This is a genomic window from Pseudomonas batumici, assembly GCF_000820515.1.
GTDB classification, from domain to species: domain Bacteria; phylum Pseudomonadota; class Gammaproteobacteria; order Pseudomonadales; family Pseudomonadaceae; genus Aquipseudomonas; species Aquipseudomonas batumici.
The window spans coordinates 23,323-46,707 of the sequence record NZ_JXDG01000009.1 but is presented as its reverse complement, the minus strand read 5'-3'; the positions used below and the strand labels follow the sequence as shown (position 1 = coordinate 46,707).

Annotated in this window: 21 protein-coding genes; 10 read left to right on the top strand and 11 right to left on the bottom strand. The window is 63.8% G+C overall.

Going from position 1 to position 23,385, the window contains the following annotated elements; all coding sequences use genetic code 11:
• Position 1 precedes the first annotated feature (1 nt).
• The 6 genes from UCMB321_RS04710 to mreB form a co-directional block, all read right to left on the bottom strand.
• Positions 2-3,817 carry a YhdP family protein gene (locus UCMB321_RS04710; RefSeq protein ID WP_040064254.1) on the bottom strand — a complete coding sequence of 1,272 codons (3,816 nt, stop codon included), beginning with the start codon at positions 3,815-3,817 and terminating at the stop codon, positions 2-4.
• Positions 3,818-3,895: 78 nt separating this feature from the next.
• Positions 3,896-5,353, bottom strand: a complete 1,458-nt coding sequence (rng, locus tag UCMB321_RS04705) for a ribonuclease G (protein ID WP_040064253.1) — start codon at positions 5,351-5,353, stop codon at positions 3,896-3,898.
• Positions 5,354-5,412: 59 nt separating this feature from the next.
• Positions 5,413-6,018, bottom strand: coding sequence for a Maf family protein (locus tag UCMB321_RS04700; RefSeq protein WP_040064252.1), 606 nt, complete (start codon positions 6,016-6,018; stop codon positions 5,413-5,415).
• Positions 6,019-6,102: 84 nt separating this feature from the next.
• Positions 6,103-6,594: a rod shape-determining protein MreD gene (gene mreD, locus UCMB321_RS04695; RefSeq protein WP_040064251.1), complete on the bottom strand. Its 492-nt coding sequence runs from the start codon at positions 6,592-6,594 to the stop codon at positions 6,103-6,105.
• Positions 6,594-7,691 (bottom strand): rod shape-determining protein MreC, encoded by a 1,098-nt coding sequence (gene mreC / locus UCMB321_RS04690; RefSeq protein WP_084614805.1) that lies wholly within the window; start codon positions 7,689-7,691, stop codon positions 6,594-6,596. Before mreC ends, mreD begins: the two co-directional genes overlap by 1 nt.
• A 142-nt stretch (positions 7,692-7,833) precedes the next feature.
• Positions 7,834-8,871, bottom strand: a complete 1,038-nt coding sequence (mreB, locus tag UCMB321_RS04685; RefSeq protein WP_002555108.1) for a rod shape-determining protein MreB — start codon at positions 8,869-8,871, stop codon at positions 7,834-7,836.
• Between the two features lie 256 nt (positions 8,872-9,127).
• On the opposite strand from mreB, the gene gatC reads away from it, so the two are divergent.
• From gatC to UCMB321_RS04655, 6 genes are all read left to right on the top strand, one after another.
• Positions 9,128-9,415: an Asp-tRNA(Asn)/Glu-tRNA(Gln) amidotransferase subunit GatC gene (gatC, locus tag UCMB321_RS04680; RefSeq protein ID WP_040064249.1), complete on the top strand. Its 288-nt coding sequence runs from the start codon at positions 9,128-9,130 to the stop codon at positions 9,413-9,415.
• Positions 9,416-9,431: 16 nt separating this feature from the next.
• Positions 9,432-10,883 (top strand): Asp-tRNA(Asn)/Glu-tRNA(Gln) amidotransferase subunit GatA, encoded by a 1,452-nt coding sequence (gatA, locus tag UCMB321_RS04675; RefSeq protein ID WP_040064248.1) that lies wholly within the window; start codon positions 9,432-9,434, stop codon positions 10,881-10,883.
• A 10-nt stretch (positions 10,884-10,893) separates the two neighbouring features.
• The gene (gene gatB / locus UCMB321_RS04670; protein ID WP_040064247.1) at positions 10,894-12,339 is read left to right on the top strand and encodes an Asp-tRNA(Asn)/Glu-tRNA(Gln) amidotransferase subunit GatB; all 1,446 of its coding nucleotides are present in this window, start codon (positions 10,894-10,896) and stop codon (positions 12,337-12,339) included.
• A gap of 80 nt (positions 12,340-12,419) precedes the next feature.
• Entirely contained in the window at positions 12,420-12,791 is a 372-nt protein-coding gene (locus tag UCMB321_RS04665) for a septal ring lytic transglycosylase RlpA family protein (protein ID WP_040064246.1), read from the top strand.
• Positions 12,792-12,839: 48 nt separating this feature from the next.
• The gene (locus tag UCMB321_RS04660) at positions 12,840-13,892 is read left to right on the top strand and encodes a calcium/sodium antiporter (RefSeq protein ID WP_040064291.1); all 1,053 of its coding nucleotides are present in this window, start codon (positions 12,840-12,842) and stop codon (positions 13,890-13,892) included.
• 11 nt (positions 13,893-13,903) lie between these two features.
• A complete protein-coding gene (locus tag UCMB321_RS04655) occupies positions 13,904-14,284 on the top strand; it encodes a carboxymuconolactone decarboxylase family protein (protein ID WP_040064245.1) in 381 nt (126 codons plus the stop codon).
• A gap of 17 nt (positions 14,285-14,301) precedes the next feature.
• Here UCMB321_RS04655 and UCMB321_RS04650 read toward each other — a convergent pair whose 3' ends face one another.
• From UCMB321_RS04650 to UCMB321_RS04640, 3 genes are all read right to left on the bottom strand, one after another.
• Positions 14,302-15,243, bottom strand: a complete 942-nt coding sequence (locus UCMB321_RS04650) for an AEC family transporter (RefSeq protein ID WP_040064244.1) — start codon at positions 15,241-15,243, stop codon at positions 14,302-14,304.
• Between the two features lie 79 nt (positions 15,244-15,322).
• Positions 15,323-15,796: a WbuC family cupin fold metalloprotein gene (locus UCMB321_RS04645; protein WP_040064243.1), complete on the bottom strand. Its 474-nt coding sequence runs from the start codon at positions 15,794-15,796 to the stop codon at positions 15,323-15,325.
• Between the two features lie 3 nt (positions 15,797-15,799).
• The gene (locus tag UCMB321_RS04640; RefSeq protein WP_040064242.1) at positions 15,800-16,357 is read right to left on the bottom strand and encodes a hypoxanthine-guanine phosphoribosyltransferase; all 558 of its coding nucleotides are present in this window, start codon (positions 16,355-16,357) and stop codon (positions 15,800-15,802) included.
• 174 nt (positions 16,358-16,531) lie between these two features.
• Here UCMB321_RS04640 and upp point away from each other — a divergent pair, with 174 nt between their 5' ends.
• Both upp and UCMB321_RS04630 read left to right on the top strand, forming a co-directional pair.
• Positions 16,532-17,170, top strand: a complete 639-nt coding sequence (gene upp, locus UCMB321_RS04635; RefSeq protein ID WP_040064241.1) for a uracil phosphoribosyltransferase — start codon at positions 16,532-16,534, stop codon at positions 17,168-17,170.
• A gap of 1 nt (position 17,171) precedes the next feature.
• A complete protein-coding gene (locus UCMB321_RS04630) occupies positions 17,172-18,446 on the top strand; it encodes a uracil-xanthine permease family protein (RefSeq protein WP_040064240.1) in 1,275 nt (424 codons plus the stop codon).
• A gap of 156 nt (positions 18,447-18,602) precedes the next feature.
• On the opposite strand, the gene hemH is transcribed toward UCMB321_RS04630, so the two are convergent.
• Together hemH and UCMB321_RS04620 are read right to left on the bottom strand one after the other, a co-directional pair.
• Positions 18,603-19,628, bottom strand: coding sequence for a ferrochelatase (gene hemH, locus UCMB321_RS04625; RefSeq protein WP_040064237.1), 1,026 nt, complete (start codon positions 19,626-19,628; stop codon positions 18,603-18,605).
• Between the two features lie 13 nt (positions 19,629-19,641).
• A complete protein-coding gene (locus UCMB321_RS04620; RefSeq protein WP_040064235.1) occupies positions 19,642-20,544 on the bottom strand; it encodes a TIGR01777 family oxidoreductase in 903 nt (300 codons plus the stop codon).
• Between the two features lie 196 nt (positions 20,545-20,740).
• On the opposite strand from UCMB321_RS04620, the gene UCMB321_RS04615 reads away from it, so the two are divergent.
• Positions 20,741-21,727 (top strand): NAD(P)/FAD-dependent oxidoreductase, encoded by a 987-nt coding sequence (locus UCMB321_RS04615; RefSeq protein WP_040064233.1) that lies wholly within the window; start codon positions 20,741-20,743, stop codon positions 21,725-21,727.
• Between the two features lie 180 nt (positions 21,728-21,907).
• Positions 21,908-23,338: a deoxyribodipyrimidine photo-lyase gene (phrB, locus tag UCMB321_RS04610; protein WP_040064231.1), complete on the top strand. Its 1,431-nt coding sequence runs from the start codon at positions 21,908-21,910 to the stop codon at positions 23,336-23,338.
• Positions 23,339-23,385 lie beyond the last annotated feature (47 nt).

The following is a 23,385-nucleotide window of genomic DNA, read 5'->3' as shown; positions in this document are numbered from 1 at the left end:
CTTACTTCGACTTGTCAAACGGCTTGTCGAAGGTGATCTTCGGTTCTTTCCAGGGACCGGTGACGGTGTATTTCACACTGGCGAAGCGGGCCACCCGGTCGCCGATCAACTTGTCGATCAGGAACAGTGCACCGCCGACGGCCGGCGCGCCGACGATCAACGCGGCAATCGGCAGGTTGTTGGTCACCGGCAAGGTCACCAGCAGCTTGGCATCGACCCGGTCGGCGACCATATCGAGGGTGCCGTTGAGTTCCAGGTTGCTCGAAGGCCCCGTCAGGGTGATCGGGTTACGTGTCACATACACCCCCTCGCTGGCCACCAGCAGCCCCTTGACCCGGTCATAGCTCAGGCCTTTGCCCAGCAGGTCGGAAAAGTCCAGGCGCAGGCGACGACCGATGGAGTTGAAGTTCAACAGGCCGAACACCCGCAGTGCCTGGGCACCGCCATCGGCCTCGACGAACTGACCCCTGTTGAAGGTCGCATCGATACTGCCCGAGAAGCGCTTGGGCCCGACCCAGGCCGGCGAGCCGGGCCAGCGGCCGTCGACGTCGATGTTGAAATCGTCACTGGTGACCGTCGGGGCGAAGCTCCAGGCCTTGAGCACATCCGCCAGGTTCTTGCCTTCCAGGCGCCCGTTGAACCAGCTGACGCTGGTGCCGGGTACGCCTTCCCAACCGCCGGAACCTTGCAGCAACATGCCCTTGAGGCCGAGACTGAGGTCATTGAGCTTGATGCCCTGGGGCGTCGGACGCGCCTTGAGCGACCAGGCGCCCACCAGGTCATTGCCCTGGAACAGTTTCTCGATACTCAAGTCCACCGCCGGAATCTGCCGGGGATCGACCGAAGCCAGCGGGTCCGGCGCATTCTCATCGGCTACCACTTTCGGGTCCGGCGCCGGCAGACGCACATAGGCCAGCTTGACGCCAATCGGAACGCCCTTGGCATCCGGCAAAGTCATGCTGCCCTTGACCTGCTGACTGTCGATCTGCAAGCCCCAGGCATTGGCGCCATGGGCCATCTGCAGAGTCACCTGGTCGAACTGGAGGCCGAAAGCACTGAGCTTGTCGACCTTCAAGTCCTCACTGCTGAGCAATTGCTTGGCACTGCCGCCCGAATCCTGCCCCGCATAACGGTCGGCGACAGCCTGCCAGGCCCCCAGGTCGAGCTCCGACAAGACCCCGCGAACCCGCAGGCCCTTGGTCGCCGGTAGCTGGGCATCGCCTTCACCGAGGAGCAGCTCGCCACGCCCCTCGCCGAGCTTGCCGTTCGGTGCGGCAAAGGTGAAGTTGGCCAGATTGCCGTAATCGAACCAGTAACGCCGCTCGGGGCCTTGCAGGGTCATGCGGAACATGCTGTCGCGACCTTGGCTCGCCGGCAGGCCGAACGGTGCCGGCAAGTCGACGGCAACCCCCTTGAGGTTGGAGTTGATCATCAACTGGCTGTCGGCACCGTTCAGCGTCAGCTGCAACTGGTAAGGCAGGTCACCCGAGATCGGTAACGGCTGACTGACACCCAGCCAGTCGCTGAGCCGCTTGATCGCCACCTGCCCCTTGGCCACGACCCGGGTATTGAGGCTGCCCGGTTTGCCATCGGCGAAAATCTGCGCGGTGACGGGCCGCTCGAACGCCTGGGCACTGATGTTGTCGGCGCTCAGGCCCTTGGCGCTGTCGAAACGGAAATTACCCTTGAGCTGGCTCAGCTCCAGGGCCGGGTCAGGCAGCTTGAGGTTGGCCTTGTCGGCCTTGAACTCCACCAGGATCTTCGGCTCCTCGGCCTTGACCAGTGGCACATCCAGGCTCACCTTGCCCGACAGGTCGCCATTGGCCTGCCAACCGGCAAAGGTCGAGGCGGTGCCGATCGGGGCTTCCTGGAGAATCTTCAGGCCATCGCCCAGCCCCCCGGCAAAGTTGCCATCGAGGAACATGCGGCTGTGTTGTCCGCTGGGCACATGGGGAATGTTGACCGCGATGTCGCGGACCTGGGTGTCGAGCAGCTGGCCTTCGCTGGCCTTGATCCGTACCCCGCTGTCCTCGATGAAGACATCGCCCTTGACCTTGCTGACATGGGGCCAGCCCGGCTGGAACGCCAACTCCGCGTCATGAACCTTGAAGAACAGGCTGATACTGCGCGCCGCGGCCGATGCGTCGTGGTTCAACGAGCCCTGGTACTGGAAGAAACCCTGCTCCACCGCGCCATGCAGAATCGAACTGCGCAGCCATTCGTCCAGCGCCGGGCTCAACACCGCCGGCAGGTACTTGGACGTGTAGCGCCCCTCGCCATCCACGAGGCCGACCCGCAGGTCCATGTAGTCTTCCGTGCCCTGGGCGAAGTGCAGGCGAATGAGGAAGTCGGCGGCGATCTTGCCCTCCTCCCCCAGCACCTTGATGTAGGGCGCGATCAGCGTGAAACCTTCCTGGTCCAGGCGCCAGGTCAGGCGGGCATTGGCCTGCAGGTATTGCCAGGGATTGTTGAAGATCGGGTACAGGTGCAGGGAGAAATCCTTGCTGTCCAGGCGCAGTTCGCCCTGGCCCAGGTCACCGCTGATGCTGCCGCTGACGTTACGCGCCGCCGGGGCGCCATGGTAGGCATCGAAGCCGACCCGCTCCAGGTTCGCCGCGAAACTCAGCTTCTGGTCGCCGCTTTCCTGGGGGCGGTAATCCAGCAGCACATTACGCAGCGCACCGGTGACCTTCAGGTGATCGATGGCCGTGGCCAACCCCTCGGGCAAGGGCGCCAGGGCGTCGAGCAAGGGGGTGATCGGCGTCAGGTCCAGGCGATCGGCCTGCAGGTGCCAGCGCTCCTGCTCCTTGTCGGTGGCGGCGAGCTGCTGCAATTGCAGGCGGCTTTCCCAGCGCGTCTTGCCCAGGCTCATGGCCAGGGAGTCGAGCTGCACGTCGTAACCCTGCCCGGTGTGTCGGATAAAGGCGTTGAGGGCCAGGTTGTCGATGCTGGCCGCCTTGCGTCCGGCATAAGCCCCCTGGAATCGCGGTGCATTAAGCCGGGCCACGGCACTCTGCAGCGCCCCATCGGTCCAGTTCAACCAGAACTCGCCACCGGCCTTGAGCTCGGTGAGCTTCCATTGTCCGCTCAGGCGCGCCGGCAGCCAGCGCGCCCAGTCGCTTTGCGGCAGGCTCAGGTAGGCTTGCACCATGCCGTTGCGCCAGTCGCTGGCCTGCACGCGGGTTTTCAGGTTCAGGGCCAGGGGCTGGCCATCGGGCAACGTCAGACGCAGGTCGAGGCGCTGGCGGGAAGCACCGCTCTCCAGGTTGAGACCGACGTAAGTCAGGGTCAGCGGCGACTCGCCGAAAGGCTGCAAGGTCACCTGGCTGTCGAGCAGCGAAAGCTGCCTGATCATTTGCAGGCGCGTCAGCAACTGCCCGGGGTCCAGCGGCTGGTCGTCCTGCACCGGAAAACCCTGGAGCGCCCAGTGGCCGTCCCGGTCTTCTTTCAGGCTCAGTTGCAGGCCGCCCAGCTCAAGATGGGCAATACGGACTTCCCGCGCCCGCAGGCTGGCCCAGAGATCGGGAACCACCTGGACCTTGTCCAGCAACAACGCCGAAGCCCCCTCGCCGACCTTCACGTCATGGGCCAGCAGCACCGGGGTCAGGCCGTGCCAGCGCCCTTCCAGGCTGCCGATGGCCAGCGGCAGGCCCAAGGCGGCCTGGGCCTTGTCTTCGGCCTCGGCGCGATACTCGGCCACCAGCGGCACCAGTTGCCGGCCGAGGCTGGCATACAACGCCACCAGCACCAGCAGCAGCGCCCCCAGCCCCAAGCTCCAGCGGGCCAGGCCGGCAACAAAGCGTGTCAGACGCTCCATGTCAGTGTCCCCTCAGGCAAGGTTCGATAAAAAGGCCGATGCAGGACCGAGCAGGCAGGCTTTCTTCAATACGGGAAATCAGAGCAGCACCACGTCATATTGTTCCTGGGAATACATGGTCTCGACCTGGAAACGAATGGTGCGGCCGATAAAGCCTTCCAGCTCGGCGACGTTGCCGGACTCTTCATCCAGCAGACGGTCGACGACTTTCTGGTTGGCCAACACTCTATAACCTTCGGCCTGGTAGGCGCGGGCTTCACGCAGGATTTCACGAAAAATCTCGTAGCAAACCGTTTCCGGGGTCTTCAGCTTGCCGCGCCCCTGGCAGCAGTTGCAGGGTTCGCACAGCACCTGTTCGAGGCTCTCGCGCGTGCGCTTGCGGGTCATCTGCACCAGGCCCAGCTCGGTGATGCCGATGATATTGGTCTTGGCGTGATCGCGTTCCAGCTGCTTTTCCAGGGTCCGCAGGACCTGGCGCTGGTGCTCCTCGTCTTCCATGTCGATGAAATCGATGATGATGATCCCGCCGAGGTTGCGCAGGCGCAGTTGCCGGGCAATGGCGGTAGCCGCTTCGAGATTGGTCTTGAAGATGGTTTCTTCGAGGTTGCGATGACCGACGAACGCCCCGGTGTTGACGTCGATGGTGCTCATGGCTTCCGCCGGGTCCACCACCAGGTAGCCGCCGGACTTGAGCGGGACCTTGCGCTCCAGGGCCTTCTGGATCTCGTCCTCGACACCATACAGGTCGAAGATCGGCCGTTCGCCGGGGTAGTGCTCCAGGCGGTCGGCGATTTCCGGCATCAGTTCGGCGACGAACTGCGTGGTCTTCTGGAAGGTTTCCCGCGAGTCGATGCGAATCTTCTCGATCTTCGGGCTGACCAGATCACGCAGGGTGCGCAGGGCCAGGCCGAGGTCTTCGTAGATCACGCTGGGCGCGCCGATGGTCTTGATCTGCGCGCCGATCTGGTCCCAGAGGCGCCGCAGGTAGCGGATGTCCATCATGATCTCGTCCGCCCCGGCACCTTCGGCCGCCGTGCGCAGGATAAAACCGCCGGCTTCGGTGATGCCTTCGCGGGCAACGCAATCGCTGACCACCTGCTTGAGGCGCTCGCGCTCGGCTTCGTCCTCGATCTTCAGGGAAATGCCGACATGGGCGGTGCGCGGCATGTACACCAGGTAACGCGACGGGATCGACAGTTGCGTGGTCAGGCGCGCGCCCTTGGTGCCGATGGGGTCCTTGGTGACTTGCACCACCAGGCTCTGCCCTTCGTGAACCAGCGCGCTGATGCTCTCCACCGCCGGACCTTCGCGCATGGAGATTTCCGAGGCATGGATAAAGGCCGCCCGGTCCAGGCCGATGTCGACGAACGCTGCCTGCATCCCCGGCAGTACCCGCACCACCTTGCCCTTGTAGATATTGCCGACGATGCCACGCTTCTGCGTGCGTTCGACATGAACCTCTTGCAACACACCGTTCTCTACCACCGCCACGCGCGATTCCATTGGCGTGATGTTGATCAGGATCTCTTCACTCATGGCTGGGTCTCGTTCAGGCGTATTCACAATAAAATTGCCGTATCACGGGCGTGCGGCAATCAGCGCACGACAAGGTTTTGCCAACAGGGTATGCCGAAATGGCCGAGCAGTTCTGCGGTTTCGCACACGGGCAGGCCGACGACGGCGGAGTAACTGCCATTCAGCCCGGCCACGAAAACCGCCGCCAGACCTTGAATAGCATAGGCGCCCGCCTTGTCCCGCGGCTCGCCGCTGGACCAATAGGCATGAGTTTCTTCTGCGCTTATCGAGCGAAATTTCACCAGGCTGCGCACCACCCGCGACTCGCAGCGCTCACCGTTGAGCACGGCAATGGCGGTCAGCACTTCGTGTTCGCGAGCGGACAAGGCCAGCAACATCGCCTGCGCATCCGCTTCATCCAGCGGCTTGCCGAGAATCCGACCGTCCAGCACCACGGCGGTGTCGGCACCCAGCACACAGGTACCGGCCGCGGCTTGCGTGACGCCCAGGCGAGCGCGTCCGGCCGCGGCCTTGGCCCGCGCCAGGCGCTCGACATAGGCCAGCGGGCTTTCATCGGGTAGCGGGGTTTCGTCGATATCGGCACTGATGACGCTGAACGGCACGCCGATCTGGGTCAGCAGTTCACGCCGACGCGGTGAGCCGGAAGCCAGGTAGAGCGAGGTCATCGAGACATCTCCATGTCAGGACTCTTTATAGGAGCTGTGTCAGCAGGATCGGCAGCTCACCCGGAAATGGCACGCGAGATCCTGTCAGTTGATTTTGAAGCGTCGGCGCAATCCGCGCAGACCAAAGCTGACCCAGGGCCAGAGCAAGGCACTGACCAGGGCCGGCAGCACCAGTGCCAGGGTCGGTTGACGGTTGCCGGTCAAGGCACTGAGCCAGAGTTGCACCAACTGCGCCAGGCCGAAGATCACCAGGATCACCAGGCTCTGTTGCCACATCGGGAACATCCGCAGGCGTTGTTGCAGCGACAGTACGAGGAAGGTGATGAGGGTCAGGATCAGCGCGTTCTGGCCCAGCAGGGTGCCGTAGAGCACGTCTTCGGCCAGACCCAGAAGGAACGCGGTGACCATGCCGATCTGGTGCGGCAGGTACAGCGCCCAGAACGCCAGCAACAGCGCCAGCCAGAGCGGACGCAGGATCTCCATGAACTGCGGCAGCGGCGAGACGCTGAGCAGCAGGCCGATGGCGAAGGTCAGCCAGACGATCCAGCCATTTCGGGATAAGGTGGTACCAGCCATTATTCCTCCGTCCGGGGGGCTGCCCGTGTCGCCGCCGGCGGCTTGCTGGCGGGTGGTTTGGCAGCCGTTGGCTTGGCGGCATGCGCCGGCTTGGCCGGGGTTGCCGGTGCGGCAGCCGGTTTCGCGGGTGTCGCCGGCGCGGCAGCCGGTTTGGCGGGCGTCGCTGGCGCGGCAGCGGCCTTGGGCACCGTGGCCGGCACCACGGGCGCGCCGTCACCACCCTGGCGATCCGCTTCCTGGGCCTGCGCCGCTTCGTTGGCCCGCTCTTCCGGGGTGCGGCTGTCACTGAACACCAGCAACAGGTACCGGCTGCGGTTCAACGCCGCCGTCGGCACGGCACGGACGATGGCAAACGGCTGGCCGGAGTCGTGAATCACTTCCTTGACCGTCGCCACCGGGTAACCCGCCGGGAAACGCTGGCCCAGGCCGGAACTGACCAGCAGGTCGCCTTCCTTGATATCGGCGGTGTCGGCGACGTGGCGCAGTTCGAGGCGCTCGGGATTGCCGGTGCCGCTGGCAATGGCCCGCAGGCCGTTGCGGTTGACCTGTACCGGAATACTGTGGGTGGTGTCGGTGAGCAGCAATACACGCGAGGTGTAGGGCATCAACTCGACCACCTGGCCCATCAGGCCGCGGGCATCGAGCACCGGCTGCCCGAGGACCACACCGTCACGCTCGCCCTTGTTGATGATGATGCGATGGGTGAAGGGGTTGGGGTCCATGCCGATCAGCTCGGCCACCTCGACCTTCTCGTTGACCAGCGCCGAGGAGTTGAGCAACTCGCGCAGGCGCACGTTCTGCTCGGTCAAGGCCGCGAGTTTTTGCAGGCGCCCTTGCAACAGCAGGTTTTCGGTCTGGAGTTTTTCGTTCTCGGCGACCAGTTCGGTACGACTGCCGAACTGACTGGCCACGCCTTGCCACAAGCGCTGCGGCAGATCGGTGATCCAGTACGACTGCATCAGCACCAGCGACATCTGGCTGCGCACCGGCTTGAGCAGCGTGAAACGGGCATCGACCACCATCAGCGCGACCGATAGCACGACCAGCACCAGCAAGCGAACGCCCAATGAGGGGCCTTTGGCAAAAAGCGGTTTAATAAGCCGCTCCTCCCAGGCAATGAGTCATTTTATTCATACGGCATCACACCGGCCTGGATGAAGATTGACAGAAGATAAACACAACAGGCAGCACTGAAAAGTGCTGCCTGTGAGCGCAACAGCATAGAGCTTCTCAGCGAACTTACTCGCTGGAAAGCAGATCCATGGTGTGCTTATCCATCATTTCCAGGGCACGACCGCCGCCACGAGCTACGCAAGTCAGCGGATCTTCGGCAACGATCACCGGCAGACCGGTTTCCTGGGCCAGCAGCTTGTCGAGGTCACGCAGCAGCGCGCCACCACCGGTCAGCACCAGGCCGCGCTCGGCGATGTCCGACGCCAGTTCCGGCGGCGACTGCTCCAGGGCGCTCTTCACCGCCTGGACGATGGTCGCCAGGGATTCCTGCAGGGCTTCCAGCACTTCGTTGGAATTCAGGGTGAAGGCACGTGGCACACCTTCGGCCAGGTTGCGGCCGCGCACGTCGACTTCACGCACTTCACCGCCCGGGTAGGCCGTACCGATTTCCTGCTTGATGCGCTCGGCGGTGGATTCACCGATCAGGCTGCCGTAGTTGCGACGCACGTAGGTGATGATCGCTTCGTCGAAACGGTCGCCGCCCACACGCACGGACTCGGCATAGACCACGCCGTTCAGGGAGATCAGCGCGATTTCAGTGGTACCGCCACCGATATCGACGACCATCGAACCGCGGGCTTCTTCCACCGGCAGGCCGGCACCGATGGCAGCCGCCATCGGCTCTTCGATCAGGAACACTTCACGGGCACCGGCACCAAGGGCCGATTCACGGATGGCGCGGCGCTCGACCTGGGTCGATTTGCACGGCACGCAGATCAGCACGCGAGGGCTGGGCTGCAGGAAGCTGTTTTCATGCACCTTGTTGATGAAGTACTGCAGCATCTTTTCGCAGACGCTGAAGTCGGCGATCACGCCGTCCTTCATCGGACGAATGGCGGCAATGTTGCCCGGCGTACGACCGAGCATGCGCTTGGCCTCGGTGCCGACGGCCACGACACTCTTCTGGTTGCCATGGGTGCGAATCGCAACGACCGAGGGCTCGTTCAGGACGATACCGCGCTCGCGCACGTAGATAAGGGTGTTGGCTGTACCCAGGTCGATGGAAAGATCGCTGGAAAACATGCCACGCAGTTTCTTGAACATTGGAAAGGGACCCTGGGCAACGCGTGGGTAAAAAAGTGCGGCAAACTCTAACAACGACGGGGATTTTGGGCAAGGCGCCAATATGTTAAATTAGGCGTTTTTCCGAGCACCATCCCATACAATCGCGGCCATGTGACCGTAGAAATGCGGTAGTGTTCCGACAATCGTAAGTCGCGCCCGCACTTATTGACACTCTTTATTGTGTATTGCCTAACCGAACGGACCCCTTCCGCCCGGTTTTCCACTGGAGATTCCCATGGCGCTTGAACGCTCCGACGTGGAAAAAATCGCTCACCTGGCCCGCCTGGGCCTGGTCGAAGCCGATCTTCCACGCACCACCGAAGCCCTGAACAGCATTCTGGGCCTGGTCGACCTGATGCAGGCTGTCGATACCAGCGGCATCGAACCCCTTGCCCACCCTCTGGAAGCGAATCAGCGCCTGCGCGCCGACGCCGTGACCGAGCGAAATCACCGCGAGGCTTATCAGTCCATCGCGCCAGCGGTCGAAAACGGCCTGTACCTGGTTCCGAAAGTCATCGACTAAAGGGAAAGAGCCTGCAATGCATCAGATGACCCTGGCCGAGATCGCCCGTGGCCTCGCCGACAAGAAATTCTCCTCCGAAGAGCTGACCCGGACCCTGCTGGCGCGTATCGCCCAGCTCGACCCGCAGCTCAACAGTTTCATCAGCCTGACCGAGGACCTGGCCCTGAGCCAGGCCAAGGCCGCCGACGCCCGCCGTGCCAATGGCGAGAGCGGTGCCCTGCTCGGCGCGCCGATCGCCCACAAGGACCTGTTCTGCACCCAGGGCATCCGCACCAGCTGCGGCTCGAAGATGCTCGACAACTTCAAGGCGCCCTACGACGCCACCGTGGTCGCCAAGCTGGCCGCGGCCGGCACCGTGACCCTGGGCAAGACCAACATGGACGAGTTCGCCATGGGCTCGGGCAACGAATCGAGCTACTACGGCGTCGCGCGTAACCCGTGGAACCTGGAACATGTTCCGGGCGGCTCGTCCGGCGGTTCGGCGGCAGCCGTTGCCGCGCGCCTGCTGCCGGCTGCCACCGGCACCGACACCGGCGGCTCGATCCGCCAGCCGGCGGCGCTGACCAACCTCACCGGGCTGAAACCGACCTACGGTCGTGTCTCGCGCTGGGGCATGATCGCCTACGCCTCCAGCCTCGACCAGGGCGGCCCGCTGGCGCGCACCGCCGAAGACTGCGCCCTGCTGCTGCAAGGCATGGCCGGCTTCGACCCGCAGGACTCCACCAGCATCGATGAACCGGTACCGGACTACGCCGCCGGCCTCGGCGCGTCGATCCGGGGCCTGCGCATCGGCGTGCCCAAGGAATACTTCGGCGCCGGCCTCGACCCGCGCATCGCCGAACTGATCCAGGCGAGCATCAAGGAGCTTGAGAAACTGGGCGCGATCGTCAAGGAAATCAGCCTGCCGAACATGCAGCACGCGATTCCCGCGTACTACGTGATCGCCCCGGCGGAAGCCTCGTCGAACCTGTCGCGCTTCGACGGCGTGCGTTTCGGCTATCGCTGCGAAAACCCGAAAGACCTCACCGACCTGTACAAGCGTTCCCGTGGCGAAGGCTTCGGCGCGGAAGTCCAGCGGCGCATCCTGGTCGGCGCCTACGCGCTGTCGGCCGGCTACTACGACGCCTACTACCTGCAGGCGCAGAAGATCCGTCGGCTGATCAAGAACGACTTCATGGCGGCCTTCAACGAAGTCGACCTGATCCTCGGCCCGACCACCCCGAACCCGGCGTGGAAGATCGGCGCGAAGAGCAGCGACCCGGTCGCCGCGTACCTGGAAGACGTCTACACCATCACCGCCAACCTCGCGGGCCTGCCGGGCCTGTCCATGCCGGCCGGCTTCGTCGACGGCCTGCCGGTGGGCGTCCAACTGCTGGCCCCGTATTTCCAGGAAGGCCGTCTGCTCAACGTTGCGCACCAGTATCAGCTCAACACTGACTGGCACACCCGCACACCTGAAGGCTTCTGAGGAGAAACACATGCAATGGGAAGTCGTGATCGGGCTGGAGATTCATACCCAGCTCGCCACCCAATCGAAGATTTTCTCCGGCAGCGCCACCACCTTCGGTTCCGAGCCGAACACCCAGGCCAGCCTGATTGACCTGGGCATGCCCGGCGTGCTGCCGGTGCTGAACCAGGAAGCGGTGCGCATGGCGGTGAAGTTCGGCCTGGCCATCGACGCCGAAATCGGCCAGCACAACGTGTTCGCCCGCAAGAACTACTTCTACCCGGACCTGCCCAAGGGCTACCAGATCAGCCAGATGGAACTGCCGATCGTCGGCAAGGGCCACCTGGACATCACCCTGGAAGACGGCACGGTCAAGCGCATCGGCGTCACCCGCGCGCACCTGGAAGAAGACGCCGGCAAGAGCCTGCACGAGGACTTCAGCGGCGCCACCGGCATCGACCTGAACCGTGCCGGCACGCCGCTGCTGGAAATCGTCTCCGAGCCGGACATGCGCAGCGCCAAGGAAGCCGTGGCCTACGTCAAGGCGATCCATGCGCTGGTGCGCTACCTGGGCATCTGCGACGGCAACATGGCCGAAGGTTCGCTGCGTTGCGACTGCAACGTCTCGGTACGGCCCAAGGGCCAGGTCGAGTTCGGCACCCGCTGCGAGATCAAGAACGTCAACTCGTTCCGCTTCATCGAGAAGGCGATCAACAGCGAAGTGCAGCGCCAGATCGAACTGATCGAAGATGGCGGCAAGGTGATCCAGCAGACTCGCCTGTACGACCCGAACAAGGACGAAACCCGCGCCATGCGCAGCAAGGAGGAAGCCAACGACTACCGTTACTTCCCCGACCCGGACCTGTTGCCGGTGGTCATCGAGAATGCGTTCCTCGATGAAGTCCGCGCGCAACTGCCGGAGTTGCCGCCGCAGAAGCGCGAGCGCTTCCAGGAACAGTTCGGCCTGTCGGTCTACGATGCCAGCGTGCTGGCCTCCAGCCGCGAGCAGGCGGACTACTTCGAAAAAGTCGTGAGCATCGGCGGCGACGCCAAGCTGGCGGCCAACTGGGTCATGGTCGAGCTGGGCAGCCTGCTCAACAAGCTGGGCGTGGACATCGACCAGGCCCCGGTCAGTGCCGAGCAACTGGGCGGCATGCTGCTGCGGATCAAGGACAACACCATCTCCGGCAAGATTGCCAAGATGGTCTTCGAAGCCATGGCCAATGGCGAAGGCAGCGCCGACGAAGTGATCGAGGCCCGTGGGCTGAAGCAGGTCACCGACAGCGGCGCCATCGAGAAGGTCCTGGACGAAATGCTCGCGGCCAACGCCGAGCAGGTCGAACAGTACCGGGCAGCGGATGAAGCCAAGCGCGGCAAGATGTTCGGCTTCTTTGTCGGCCAGGCGATGAAAGCCTCCAAGGGCAAGGCCAACCCGCAGCAAGTGAACCAATTGCTGAAAAGCAAACTCGAAGGCTGATAGCGAACCAAAAGGGTTGTCCAACATCGAGGTTGGCACAACCCTTGTGGCTCTCTCCACAACCTTATCGAGGACATCCGATGAAGCACCTGCTCGCCGCCCTTGCCCTCTTCAGCCTGCTGGCCGGCTGTGCCAGCCACGACATCAACCCGCGCGGCTACGACGAAACCGGCCTGGCCTCGTATTACGGCGCCAAGCATCGGGGCAAACGCACCGCCAGCGGCGAACCCTTCAACCCGCACAGCCTGACTGCTGCCCACCGCCAACTACCCTTCGGTACACGGGTGAAAGTCACCAACCTGGCCAACGACAAATCCGTCATAGTGCGCGTCAACGATCGCGGCCCGCACATCCGTGGGCGCCTGATCGATCTGTCACGCGAAGCGGCCGCCCAATTGGGTATGCTGCAACACGGTACCGCCCGCGTACGCATCCAAAGCCTCGACGACTGACCGCTGGAGCCCGTCATTTTCGGATTGACCACCCTTCCCTGGCTGAGCCTGATTCAACTGAGCGGCGGCCTGTTGCTGCTGATCGTCGGCGCCGAACTGCTGGTGCGCGCGGCCGTGCGCCTGGCGGCGAGCCTGGGGGTCAGGCCCCTGCTGGTCGGCCTGACCGTCGTCGCCTTCGGCAGCAGCGCACCGCAACTGGCGGTCAGCGTGCAGGCGGCCGTGGCCGAGAATGCCGATATCGCGGTGGGCAGCGTGATCGGCGGCAATATCTTCAATACCCTGGTCACCCTCGGCCTCTCGGCGCTGATCATCCCGTTGCGGGTCTCGCGCCAGCTGATCCGCCTGGACATTCCCCTGATGATCTTCGCCAGCCTGCTGGTCTTCGGCCTGGCGTTCAATGAAGAGCTGGGGCGCCTCGACGGCCTGGCCATGCTGATCACCTTCGCGCTGTATCTCGGCCTGCTGCTGCGCCAGTCCCGACATCCCGGCCAGGCCTCGGCGGCGCCACCCGCCGCCACGCACAAACCCACGCCCTGGCTGAGCAGCCTGGCCTGGATGGGCCTGGGCCTGGCCCTGCTGGTGGTGGCCGGGCACCTGCTGCTGGACGCCGCCGTGGCGGTAGCCATCGAGTTGGGCCTGTCCGAACGCATCATCGGCCTGACCGTGGTGGCGGTCGGCACCTCGTTGCCGCAACTGGCCACCTCGCTGATCGCCGCCGTGCGCGGCCAACGGGGCATTGCCGTGGGCAATGTGATCGGCGGCAACCTGTTCAACCTGCTGGGCGTGCTCGGTCTGACCGCGCTGATCGCCCCCGCGCCGCTGTCCGTGTCACCCAATGCCCTGACCTTCGACCTGCCGGTGATGCTCGGCGTTGCGCTGCTGTGCTGGCCGGTGTTCTATTCCGGCTACCGCATCACCCGTGCCGAAGGCCTGTTGTTCCTTGGCCTGTACCTGGCCTACGGCCTGCACGTGGTGTGGTTCACCACCGGCATGCCGATGGCGGACAAACTGGAACGCCTGATGCTGTTTTTCATCCTGCCGGCGCTCTGTGCGTTCCTGCTGCTCAGCACGCTCAGGGCCTGGCGTCGCCAACATTCATAGGAGCCTCTGCAATGACCGATCAGAAGAAACCCGGTGTCGAGATGCGTCGTCAGGTCATGGGCGATGCGTTCGTCGACCGCGCCCTGGGCAATGCCACCGAGTTCAGCCAGCCGTTGCAGGACTTCGTCAACGAACATGCCTGGGGCAGTGTCTGGAACCGTGAGGGGCTACCGCTGAAGACCCGCAGCCTGATTACCCTGGCGGCGCTCACCGCGCTCAAGTGCCCGCAAGAGCTCAAGGGCCATGTGCGCGGCGCCTTGAACAACGGCTGCACAGTGGAGGAGATTCGCGAGGCCCTGCTGCATTGCGCAGTGTATGCCGGGGTGCCGGCGGCCATCGACGCCTTCCGCGCGGCGCAGGAAGTGATCGACGCCTACCAGAAGGCCGACTGACTCACCACAAGGTAACGTCAGATCCAACCGCCCCACTGCAACACAAAGATGCCGATGTTCGTCGTGATCGCTGCCATCAGGGTGGTGATCACGATAATCGCCGCCGCCAGTTCATGATTGCCATTGGCCGTCCGGGCCATGACGAAACTGGCCGCGGCGGTCGGGCTGCCGAAGTAGAGAAACAGAATCCCCAACTCCGCCCCGCGGAAACCACAGAGCCAGGCCCCCAGCGTCGACAGCGCGGGCATGCCGACCATTTTCACCAGGCTCGCACTCAAGGCCAGGTCGCCGCTCTTGCGCAGGGCCGCCAGCGACAGGGTGCCGCCGATGCAGATCAGCGCCAGCGGCAGGGTCATCTGCGCCAGATAGTTGCCGGACGTCTCCAGCCAGCCGGGCAAGCCGATCTTGAAATAGGCGAAGGGCGCCGCCGCGATCACACTGATGATCAGCGGGTTCCTCAGCACACTCTTGCAGATGCTCCAGGGATCGGACTTGATCACCGGACTGTAGACCGCCAGGACAATGGTCGACAGGGTGTTGTAGAACAGGATCACCAGCGCCGCGAGAATCGCCCCGAGGGAAATCCCGTAGGCGCCGTACATGCTGGCCGCCAGGGCCAGGCCGATGACGCCGTTATTGCCGCGAAAAGCGCCCTGGGTGTAGATCCCACGGTCTTCCCTGGGGCAACGCCAGATCGCCCAGCCCCAGGCGCCGGCGAACGCCACCAGCGTGGCAACGGCAAAATACCCCAGCACCTTGGGCTGCAACGCCGAATGCAGGTCGGCATGGAGGATGCCGAGGAACAGCAACGCCGGCATGGTGACGTTGAATACCAGTGCCGAAGCCGTGTGGATGAAGTTGTCGTTGATCCAGCCCACGCGCTTGAGCGCCACGCCCAGGAACAACATGGCGAAGACGGGCGCGGTGATGGTCAATATACCGAGAAAGATGGCCAGCATGCCCTGGGAACCCGTTGCCTGTCGTCAGGCGGCTAATGATACGGCAAAGTCGCACGTCTGCCCGTCGACAGGCACCGGTTCAATCGAACTGCGCGCGCATCCAGGCCTGGTACTCGGCGACCCCGGCTTCGCCTTCGCGTGGCGCCCAGTCGGCCAACTCGCCATCGCCCACCGGACGATAAGGGCCGGCCTTGCATTCGAACATCACGCTGTCGGCCTCGAGGACCACCAGACCATGGAACACCCCCGCCGGCAGGTCGACACCCGGGCAGTCGCCGCCCGCCTGCAACACGCGCTTGGCCAGGACCTGACCCGCCTCGTCGAATACCAGCAGGCCCAGGCGGCCCTTGACCACCAGCAAGGTTTCCGCCTTGTCGGCACTCAGGTGCCGGTGCGGGGCGATATAGGTGGCGGGTTGCAGTCCAACGGCCATGCGATGGCACGGCTCGTCCATCTGGTGAAAGTTGTGATGAACCCGGCCACGGGGACTCGCCGCGGCCTTCGCGGCCAGTTCGGCGAACAAGCTTGAATCGAGAAAACCAGGCGTGCTCATCCCTTACATCCCCTTGACGGCGTAGATACCGGCGGCGTTACGCCAGTAGCCCTTGTAATCCATGCCGTAGCCGAAGATGTAGCGGTCGATGCACGGCAGGCCGACGTAATCCGCCTTCAGGTCCGGGCGGGCCTTGCGGTCGTGGTCCTTGTCGATCAGTACGGCGGTGTGCACGCGGCGCGCACCGGCGTGTTTGCAGAAATCGATGATCGCCCCCAGGGTGTGCCCTTCGTCGAGGATGTCGTCGATGATCAGCACATCGCGGTCGATGAACGAGACTTCCGGCTTGGCTTTCCAGAACAGCTCGCCGCCGCTGGTTTCGTTGCGGTAGCGGGTGGCGTGCAGGTACGAGGCTTCCAGCGGGAAGTCCAGGTGAGGCAGCAGTTTGCCGGAGAAGATCAGGCCGCCGTTCATCACGCAGAACACCACCGGATTGCTCCCGGCCAGTTCGGCGTTGATCTGCGCGCCGACACGGGCGATGGCCGCTTCGACTTCGTCGTTGGTGTACAGGCAGTCGGCTTCGCGCATCACTTGACGGATATGCTCGAGATCAGCGGACATGGCGCTCTCCAAATAGGGCTGCTGGTGTAAGGGGGGCAAGAAAAGCGGGCAAAGGTACGCACCCCGCGCGACCAGATCAAGGGTTTCTGGACTAACGTACCGCTGATCTATAGGACAACAACGGCGGATAGATTAATCTAAGCCGTTTTTTGCCCGCCGCCGGAGCCTATTCCCATGCCCATCCGTGAGATCCGCCACCCGCTGATCCGCCACAAGCTCGGCCTGATGCGCCGCGCTGACATTAGCACGAAGAACTTCCGCGAGCTCGCTCAGGAAGTCGGAGCGTTGCTGACCTACGAGGCGACCAAGGACCTGCCCCTGGAAACCTACGATATCCAGGGTTGGTGCGGCACCGTCCAGGTCGAGAAGATCGCCGGCAAGAAGATTACCGTGGTGCCGATCCTGCGCGCCGGTATCGGCATGCTCGAAGGCGTGCTCAGCCTGATCCCGGGCGCCAAGGTCAGCGCCGTGGGCGTGGCCCGCAACGAGGAGACCCTCGAAGCCCACACCTACCTGGAAAAGCTGGTACCGGAAATCGACGAACGCCTGGCGATGATCATCGACCCGATGCTCGCCACCGGCGGCTCGATGGTCGCCACCATCGACCTGTTGAAGAAAGCCGGCTGCAAGGACATTCGCGCCATGGTCCTGGTAGCGGCCCCCGAAGGGATTACCGCGGTCGAGCAGGCGCACCCGGACGTGACCATCTACACCGCGTCCATCGACGAGAAACTCAACGAACACGGCTACATCATCCCGGGCCTGGGCGATGCCGGCGACAAGATCTTCGGCACCAAGCAGAAGGACGCCTGACATGCAGGATGAGTTCAACGACCCGCTGTGGCGCACGGTGCTCTCCGGTGCGCAGATGCTTTTCGTGGCCTTTGGCGCCCTGGTGTTGATGCCGCTGATTACCGGTCTCGACCCGAACGTCGCGCTGTTCACCGCGGGCCTGGGGACTCTCTTGTTCCAACTGGTCACCGGGCGCCAGGTGCCGGTGTTCCTGGCCTCGAGCTTTGCCTTTATCACCCCGATCATCCTCGCCAAGGGCCAGTTCGGCCTGGCGGCGACCATGGGCGGCGTGATGGCGGCCGGTTTCGTCTACACCTTCCTGGGCCTGGCGGTGAAGATCAAGGGCACCGGTTTCATCGATCGGCTGCTGCCGCCGGTGGTGATCGGGCCAGTGATCATCTCCATCGGCCTGGCCATGGCGCCGATTGCCGCGAACATGGCGATGGGCAAGGCCGGCGACGGCACCGAGCTGATTCATTACCGGACCGCCATGCTGATCTCCATGCCGGCGCTGCTGACCACCCTGATCGTGGCGGTGTTCGGCAAGGGGATTTTCCGCCTGGTGCCGATCATCTCCGGGGTACTGGTGGGCTTTGCCCTGTCGTTCTATTTCGGCGTGGTCGACACCGCGAAGATCGCCGCGGCGCCATGGCTGGCCCTGCCACACTTCACGGCACCGGAGTTCAACTGGCAGGCGATCCTGTTCATCGTCCCGGTGGCGCTGGCCCCGGCCATCGAGCACATCGGTGGGGTAATCGCGGTGGGCAGCGTGACCGGGCGCGACTACCTGAAGAAACCCGGCCTGCATCGCACCTTGCTGGGTGACGGTCTCGCCACCACGGCGGCCGGCCTGTTCGGTGGCCCGCCCAACACCACCTATGCCGAAGTGACCGGCGCGGTGATGCTGACCAAGAACTACAACCCGAAGATCATGACCTGGGCGGCGATCTTCGCCATCAGCCTGGCGTTTATCGGCAAGTTCGGTGCGCTGCTGCAGAGCATTCCGGTGCCGGTGATGGGCGGGATCCTGTGCCTGCTGTTCGGTTCGATCGCGGCGGTGGGGATGAATACCCTGATCCGCCACAAGATCGACCTGAGCGAAGCACGCAACCTGGTGATCGTGTCGGTGACCCTGGTGTTCGGCATCGGCGGCATGTTGGTGGGAACCGGCACCGGGTCGAACGACTTCGGCCTCAAGGGCATTGCACTGTGCGCTGTTGTGGCGATTGCGTTGAACCTGCTGTTGCCGGGCAATGACAGCTGGAAGAACAAGAAGGCGGACGAGCCGTTGTTGTAAGGCGGCCTTGACCCTGAACATGCAACTACGACCAACACGGTCATTGTGGGAGCCGGCTTGCTGGCGATGAGGCCAGTGAGCCTTGTATCGACCATACGGCCGCCATCGCCAGCAAGCCGGCTCCTACAGGTTTTGCAGCGTTTTCGAGATTCCCGCTTACAGGGCCAGCGGAGCCCGCTCGCACAGGGTATTCAACGCCGCCGCCCACTGCGGTTCATCGTTCAGGCACGGCACCAGCACCAACTCCTCGCCCCCCGCCGCGATAAACTGCTCGCGTCCGCGATCACCGATCTCTTCCAGCGTCTCGATGCAATCGGCCACAAATGCCGGGCACATCACCAGGACCCTCTTCACTCCGGCCTTGGCCAGCTCATCCAGGCGTGCCTCGGTATAGGGCTCGATCCACTTCGCCCGGCCCAGCCGCGACTGGAACGACACCGACCACTGCCCCTGCGCCAAGCCCATGCGCTCGGCAAACGCCGCCGCCGTGCGCAGGCACTGAGCCCGGTAACAGGTGGCGAGCACCGCCGGCGAGGCGTTCCTGCAGCAATCGGCATCCTTGAAGCAATGGCTGCCGGTGGGATCGAGCTTGGTCAGGTGCCGCTCCGGCAAGCCATGGAAACTCAGCAGCAAGTGATCGAATCCCTGCGTCAGGTGCGGCCTGGCACTGGCCACCAGGGCGTCGAGGTATTCCGGTTGATCGTAGAACGGTTGCAGGATGGAAAACTGCACGTCGAGCTTGCGCGCGCGCACCACCCGCCGGGCTTCTTCAATCACGGTGGTCACGGTGCTGTCGGCAAACTGCGGATACAACGGCGCCAAGGTCACCTTGCGGATACCTTGTGCGGCCAGACGGCTCAGCGCCATCTCGATCGACGGCTCGCCATAGCGCATCGCCAACTCCACCGGGCCCTGGGTCCACTGCGCCGTCATCTGCTGCTGCAAACGCCGGCTGAGCACCACCAGCGGCGAGCCCTCCTCCCACCAGATCGAAGCATAGGCATGCGCCGATTGCTCGGGGCGCTTGATCAGGATCAGCGACACCAGCAAGCGCCGGACCGGCCACGGCAGGTCGATGACATAGGGATCCATCAGGAATTGATCGAGGTAGCTGCGTACATCCGCTACCGAAGTGGAGGCCGGAGAACCCAGGTTGACCAGAAGCAAGGCGTGATCGGTCATGCAACGTCCTATTTCAGAGGCGACCCGACAGATCGTCGAGGGCCGCGGGCAGATCGTTAAACTGAAAAACAAATCCTGCCGCCAACAGCCGGGCCGGTGTCGCCCGCTGTCCGCCGAGCAGCAACAGCGACAGTTCGCCCAGCCCCAGACGCAGGACAAACGCCGGCAGCGGGATCAGCGCCGGGCGATGCAGGACCTTGCCCAGCGCCCTGGCGAAGGCTTTGTTGCGAACCGGCTTGGGCGCGCAGGCATTATAAGGACCGCTGGCGTCACTGCGATGCAGAAGAAAATCAATCAGGGCGATTTGATCGCGCACATGAATCCACGGCATCCACTGCCGACCGTTGCCGATCGGGCCGCCCAGCGCCAGTTTGAACGGCAGCAACAGGCGCGACAAAAAGCCGCCCTCGGCCGCCAGCACCAAGCCGGTCCGGATCCGCACCACGCGAATACCCAGGGCCTCGGCGCGCTGCGCGGTTTCTTCCCAGGCAATACACAACTGGCTGGCGAAATCCTCGCTCACCGGCGGCGAACTCTCTGTCAGCTCACGCTCGCCACCATCGCCGTACCAGCCGATCGCCGAACCGGAAATCAACACCGCAGGACGCTGATCGCGCCCTTCCAGCCAGGCCAGCAGGGTTTCGGTCAGCTGGATCCGACTGCTCCAGAGCAGGGCCTTGCGCCTGTGGGTCCAGAGCCGGTCGGCAATCGGCGCGCCGGCCAGGTTGATCACCGCGTCCAGGTGCTCGCCGGCCAGGTCCTCGAGATGACGCACACCGCGCACCTGCGCACCGCACAAACGCGCCACCTGCTGGGGGCGACGGCTCCATACCGTCAGCCGATGCCCCTGCGCCAACCAGTACTCGCACAGTTGGCGCCCGATCAAACCAGTACCGCCGGTCAGCAATATGTGCATGAGTTTGTCCTCGCGTAACGTTTTGTCGAGAGCGTTAGTCTATTTTTATAAACAGGGCTCTTTTCTCTCGACAGATATTTGCTTTAACAATAGGACAGTGTGAATCGACAAGCAGGTCGCAACCTATACCAAAAAACAAGACTGTACAGGTTTTGCTGACGGCGTAGTCTGTGCTGACAGGTAACGAGGCCCACCCATGACTGTACCTATCGCAATAATCGGTGCCGGCATCGCCGGACTCTCGGCCGCCCGGACATTGTACGATGCCGGATATCCCATCGAGCTCTTCGACAAGAGTCACGGCAGTGGCGGGCGCATGTCCAGCAAGCGCACCGACGCCGGTGCGCTGGACCTGGGCGCACAGTACTTCACTGCCCGCGACCGCCGCTTCGTCAAGGAAGTCCAGCGCTGGCAGGGTGAGGGTTGGGTCGCCGAATGGAACCCGCAGCTCTACAACTTCCAGAACGGCCAATTGAGCCTGTCGCCGGACGAGCAGACCCGCTGGGTCGGCACGCCGCGCATGAGCTCCATTACCCGTGGCCTGCTGGGCCGGCTCCAGGCGCATTTCAGTTGCCGGATCACCGAGGTGTTCCGCGGCGAACAGCATTGGCACCTGCAGGATGCCGAAGGCTTTACCCATGGCCCGTTCAGCCAGGTGATCATCGCCACGCCGGCGCCCCAGGCCACCGCGCTGCTGGCCGCCGCGCCGAAACTCGCCGGTGCCGCCGCCGGCGTGCAGATGGAGCCGACCTGGGCCATCGCCCTGGCTTTCGACACCGCGTTGGAAACACCGATGGAAGGTTGCTTCGTGCAGGACAGCCCGCTCGACTGGCTGGCCCGCAACCGCAGCAAGCCGGCGCGCGACAGCCAGCTCGACACCTGGGTCCTGCACGCCACGAGCGCCTGGAGCAAGCAGTACCTGGACCTGCCCAAGGAGGCCGTGATCGAGCAGTTGCACGGCGCCTTCGCCGAGTTGCTGCACGACAGCATGCCAGCACCGGTCTTCACCCTTGCGCACCGCTGGCTCTACGCCCGCCCAGCCGGCTCACGGGAATGGGGGGCGCTGGCCGATGCCGACCTGGGCCTGTACGTGTGTGGCGACTGGTGCCTGTCCGGACGTGTCGAAGGCGCCTGGCTCAGCGGCCAGGAAGCGTCCCGGCGACTGATGGAACACCTGGGCTGAACCACGGCGTCAGCGGGCTCCAGCTGGAAGACGGCGATACCTGACGCGTGGGCCGGTGATCACTGCAGCCCACCCAAACCTGTACAAATGATTTTACTTGTACAAAATGCAATCTATGATGAGCCTAAGTTGTACAAACATACTTGTTTGTACAGGTATTTCTCGACTCAAGGAATGGCCATGCAGCTGCTCTGGCTGCGCACCGATTTGCGCCTGCATGACAACACCGCCCTGGCCGCGGCCGCTGGGCAGGGGCCGACGGTCGCCGTTTACCTGGTGACACCCGGGCAGTGGCAGCTTCACGATGATGCGCCGTGCAAAGTCGATTTCTGGCTGCGCAACCTGCGGGAACTGGGCAAGGTGCTGGCGGTGCTGAATATCCCGCTGCTGATTCGCCATGCGCAGACCTGGGACCAGGTGCCCGAGGTACTGCGCACGCTGTGCCAGTCGCTCAAGGTCGATGCCGTGCACGTCAACGAAGAATACGGCGTCAACGAAAGCCGCCGTGACCAGGCGGTTGCGCACACGCTTGAAGCCGACGGTATCCGCTTTCACTGCCACCTGGATCAACTGTTCTTCAAGCCCGGCAGCGTGCTGACCCGCACCGGCACCTACTTCCAGGTCTTCAGCCAGTTCCGCAAGGTCTGCTACAGCCGCCTGCGCAGCGCCTTGCCGCGCCAGGTCAGCGTCCCCAAGGCCCAGTCGACACTGCCCGTCGAAGCCGATCCGGTACCCGAAGCTGTCGAAGGCTTCGCGCGCCCCAGCCAGGCTTTGCGCGACCTCTGGCCCGCCGGTGAGGACGAGGCCCAGCGGCGCCTGACGCGCTTCGCCGAGCAGCAGATCGACAACTACCAAAGCGAACGCGACTTCCCGGCCAAATCCGCCACCAGCCAGCTGTCCGCCTACCTCGCCGCCGGCGTGATCTCGCCCCGCCAGTGCCTGCATGCCGCCCTGCAAGGCAACCGGGGCGAATTCGAAAGCGGCCATGCCGGCGCCGTCACCTGGATCAACGAACTGCTCTGGCGTGAGTTCTACAAGCACATCCTGGTGGGTTATCCACGGGTCTCGAAGCGGCGCGCCTTCCGCCCGGAAACCGAAGCCCTGGCCTGGCGCCAGGCACCGGAAGAACTGGCGGCCTGGCAGGAAGCGCGCACAGGCCTGCCGATCGTCGACGCCGCCATGCGCCAGTTGCTGGAAACCGGCTGGATGCACAACCGCCTGCGAATGGTGGTGGCGATGTTCCTGACCAAGAACCTGCTGATCGACTGGCGTGAAGGCGAGCGTTTCTTCATGCGACACCTGATCGATGGCGACCTGGCGGCCAACAACGGCGGCTGGCAATGGAGCGCGTCCAGCGGCACCGACGCGGCGCCCTACTTCCGGATTTTCAACCCGCTGAGCCAGTCGGAAAAATTCGACCGCGAAGGGCTGTTCATCAAACGCTGGCTACCCGAACTGGCCGGCCTGCCCCCAAAAGCCGTGCATAACCCCTCGGCACTCGGCGACCTGTTCGGTGTCGAAAGTTATCCACAACCCATGGTCGATCTGGGCCGCAGTCGCGAACGCGCCCTCGCCGCCTTCAGGAACCTTGGTATCACTGCTGATACATGAGCTATCGTCATCTGACACTGGCCAAGGGATGGCCGGGTTGAAAAGGA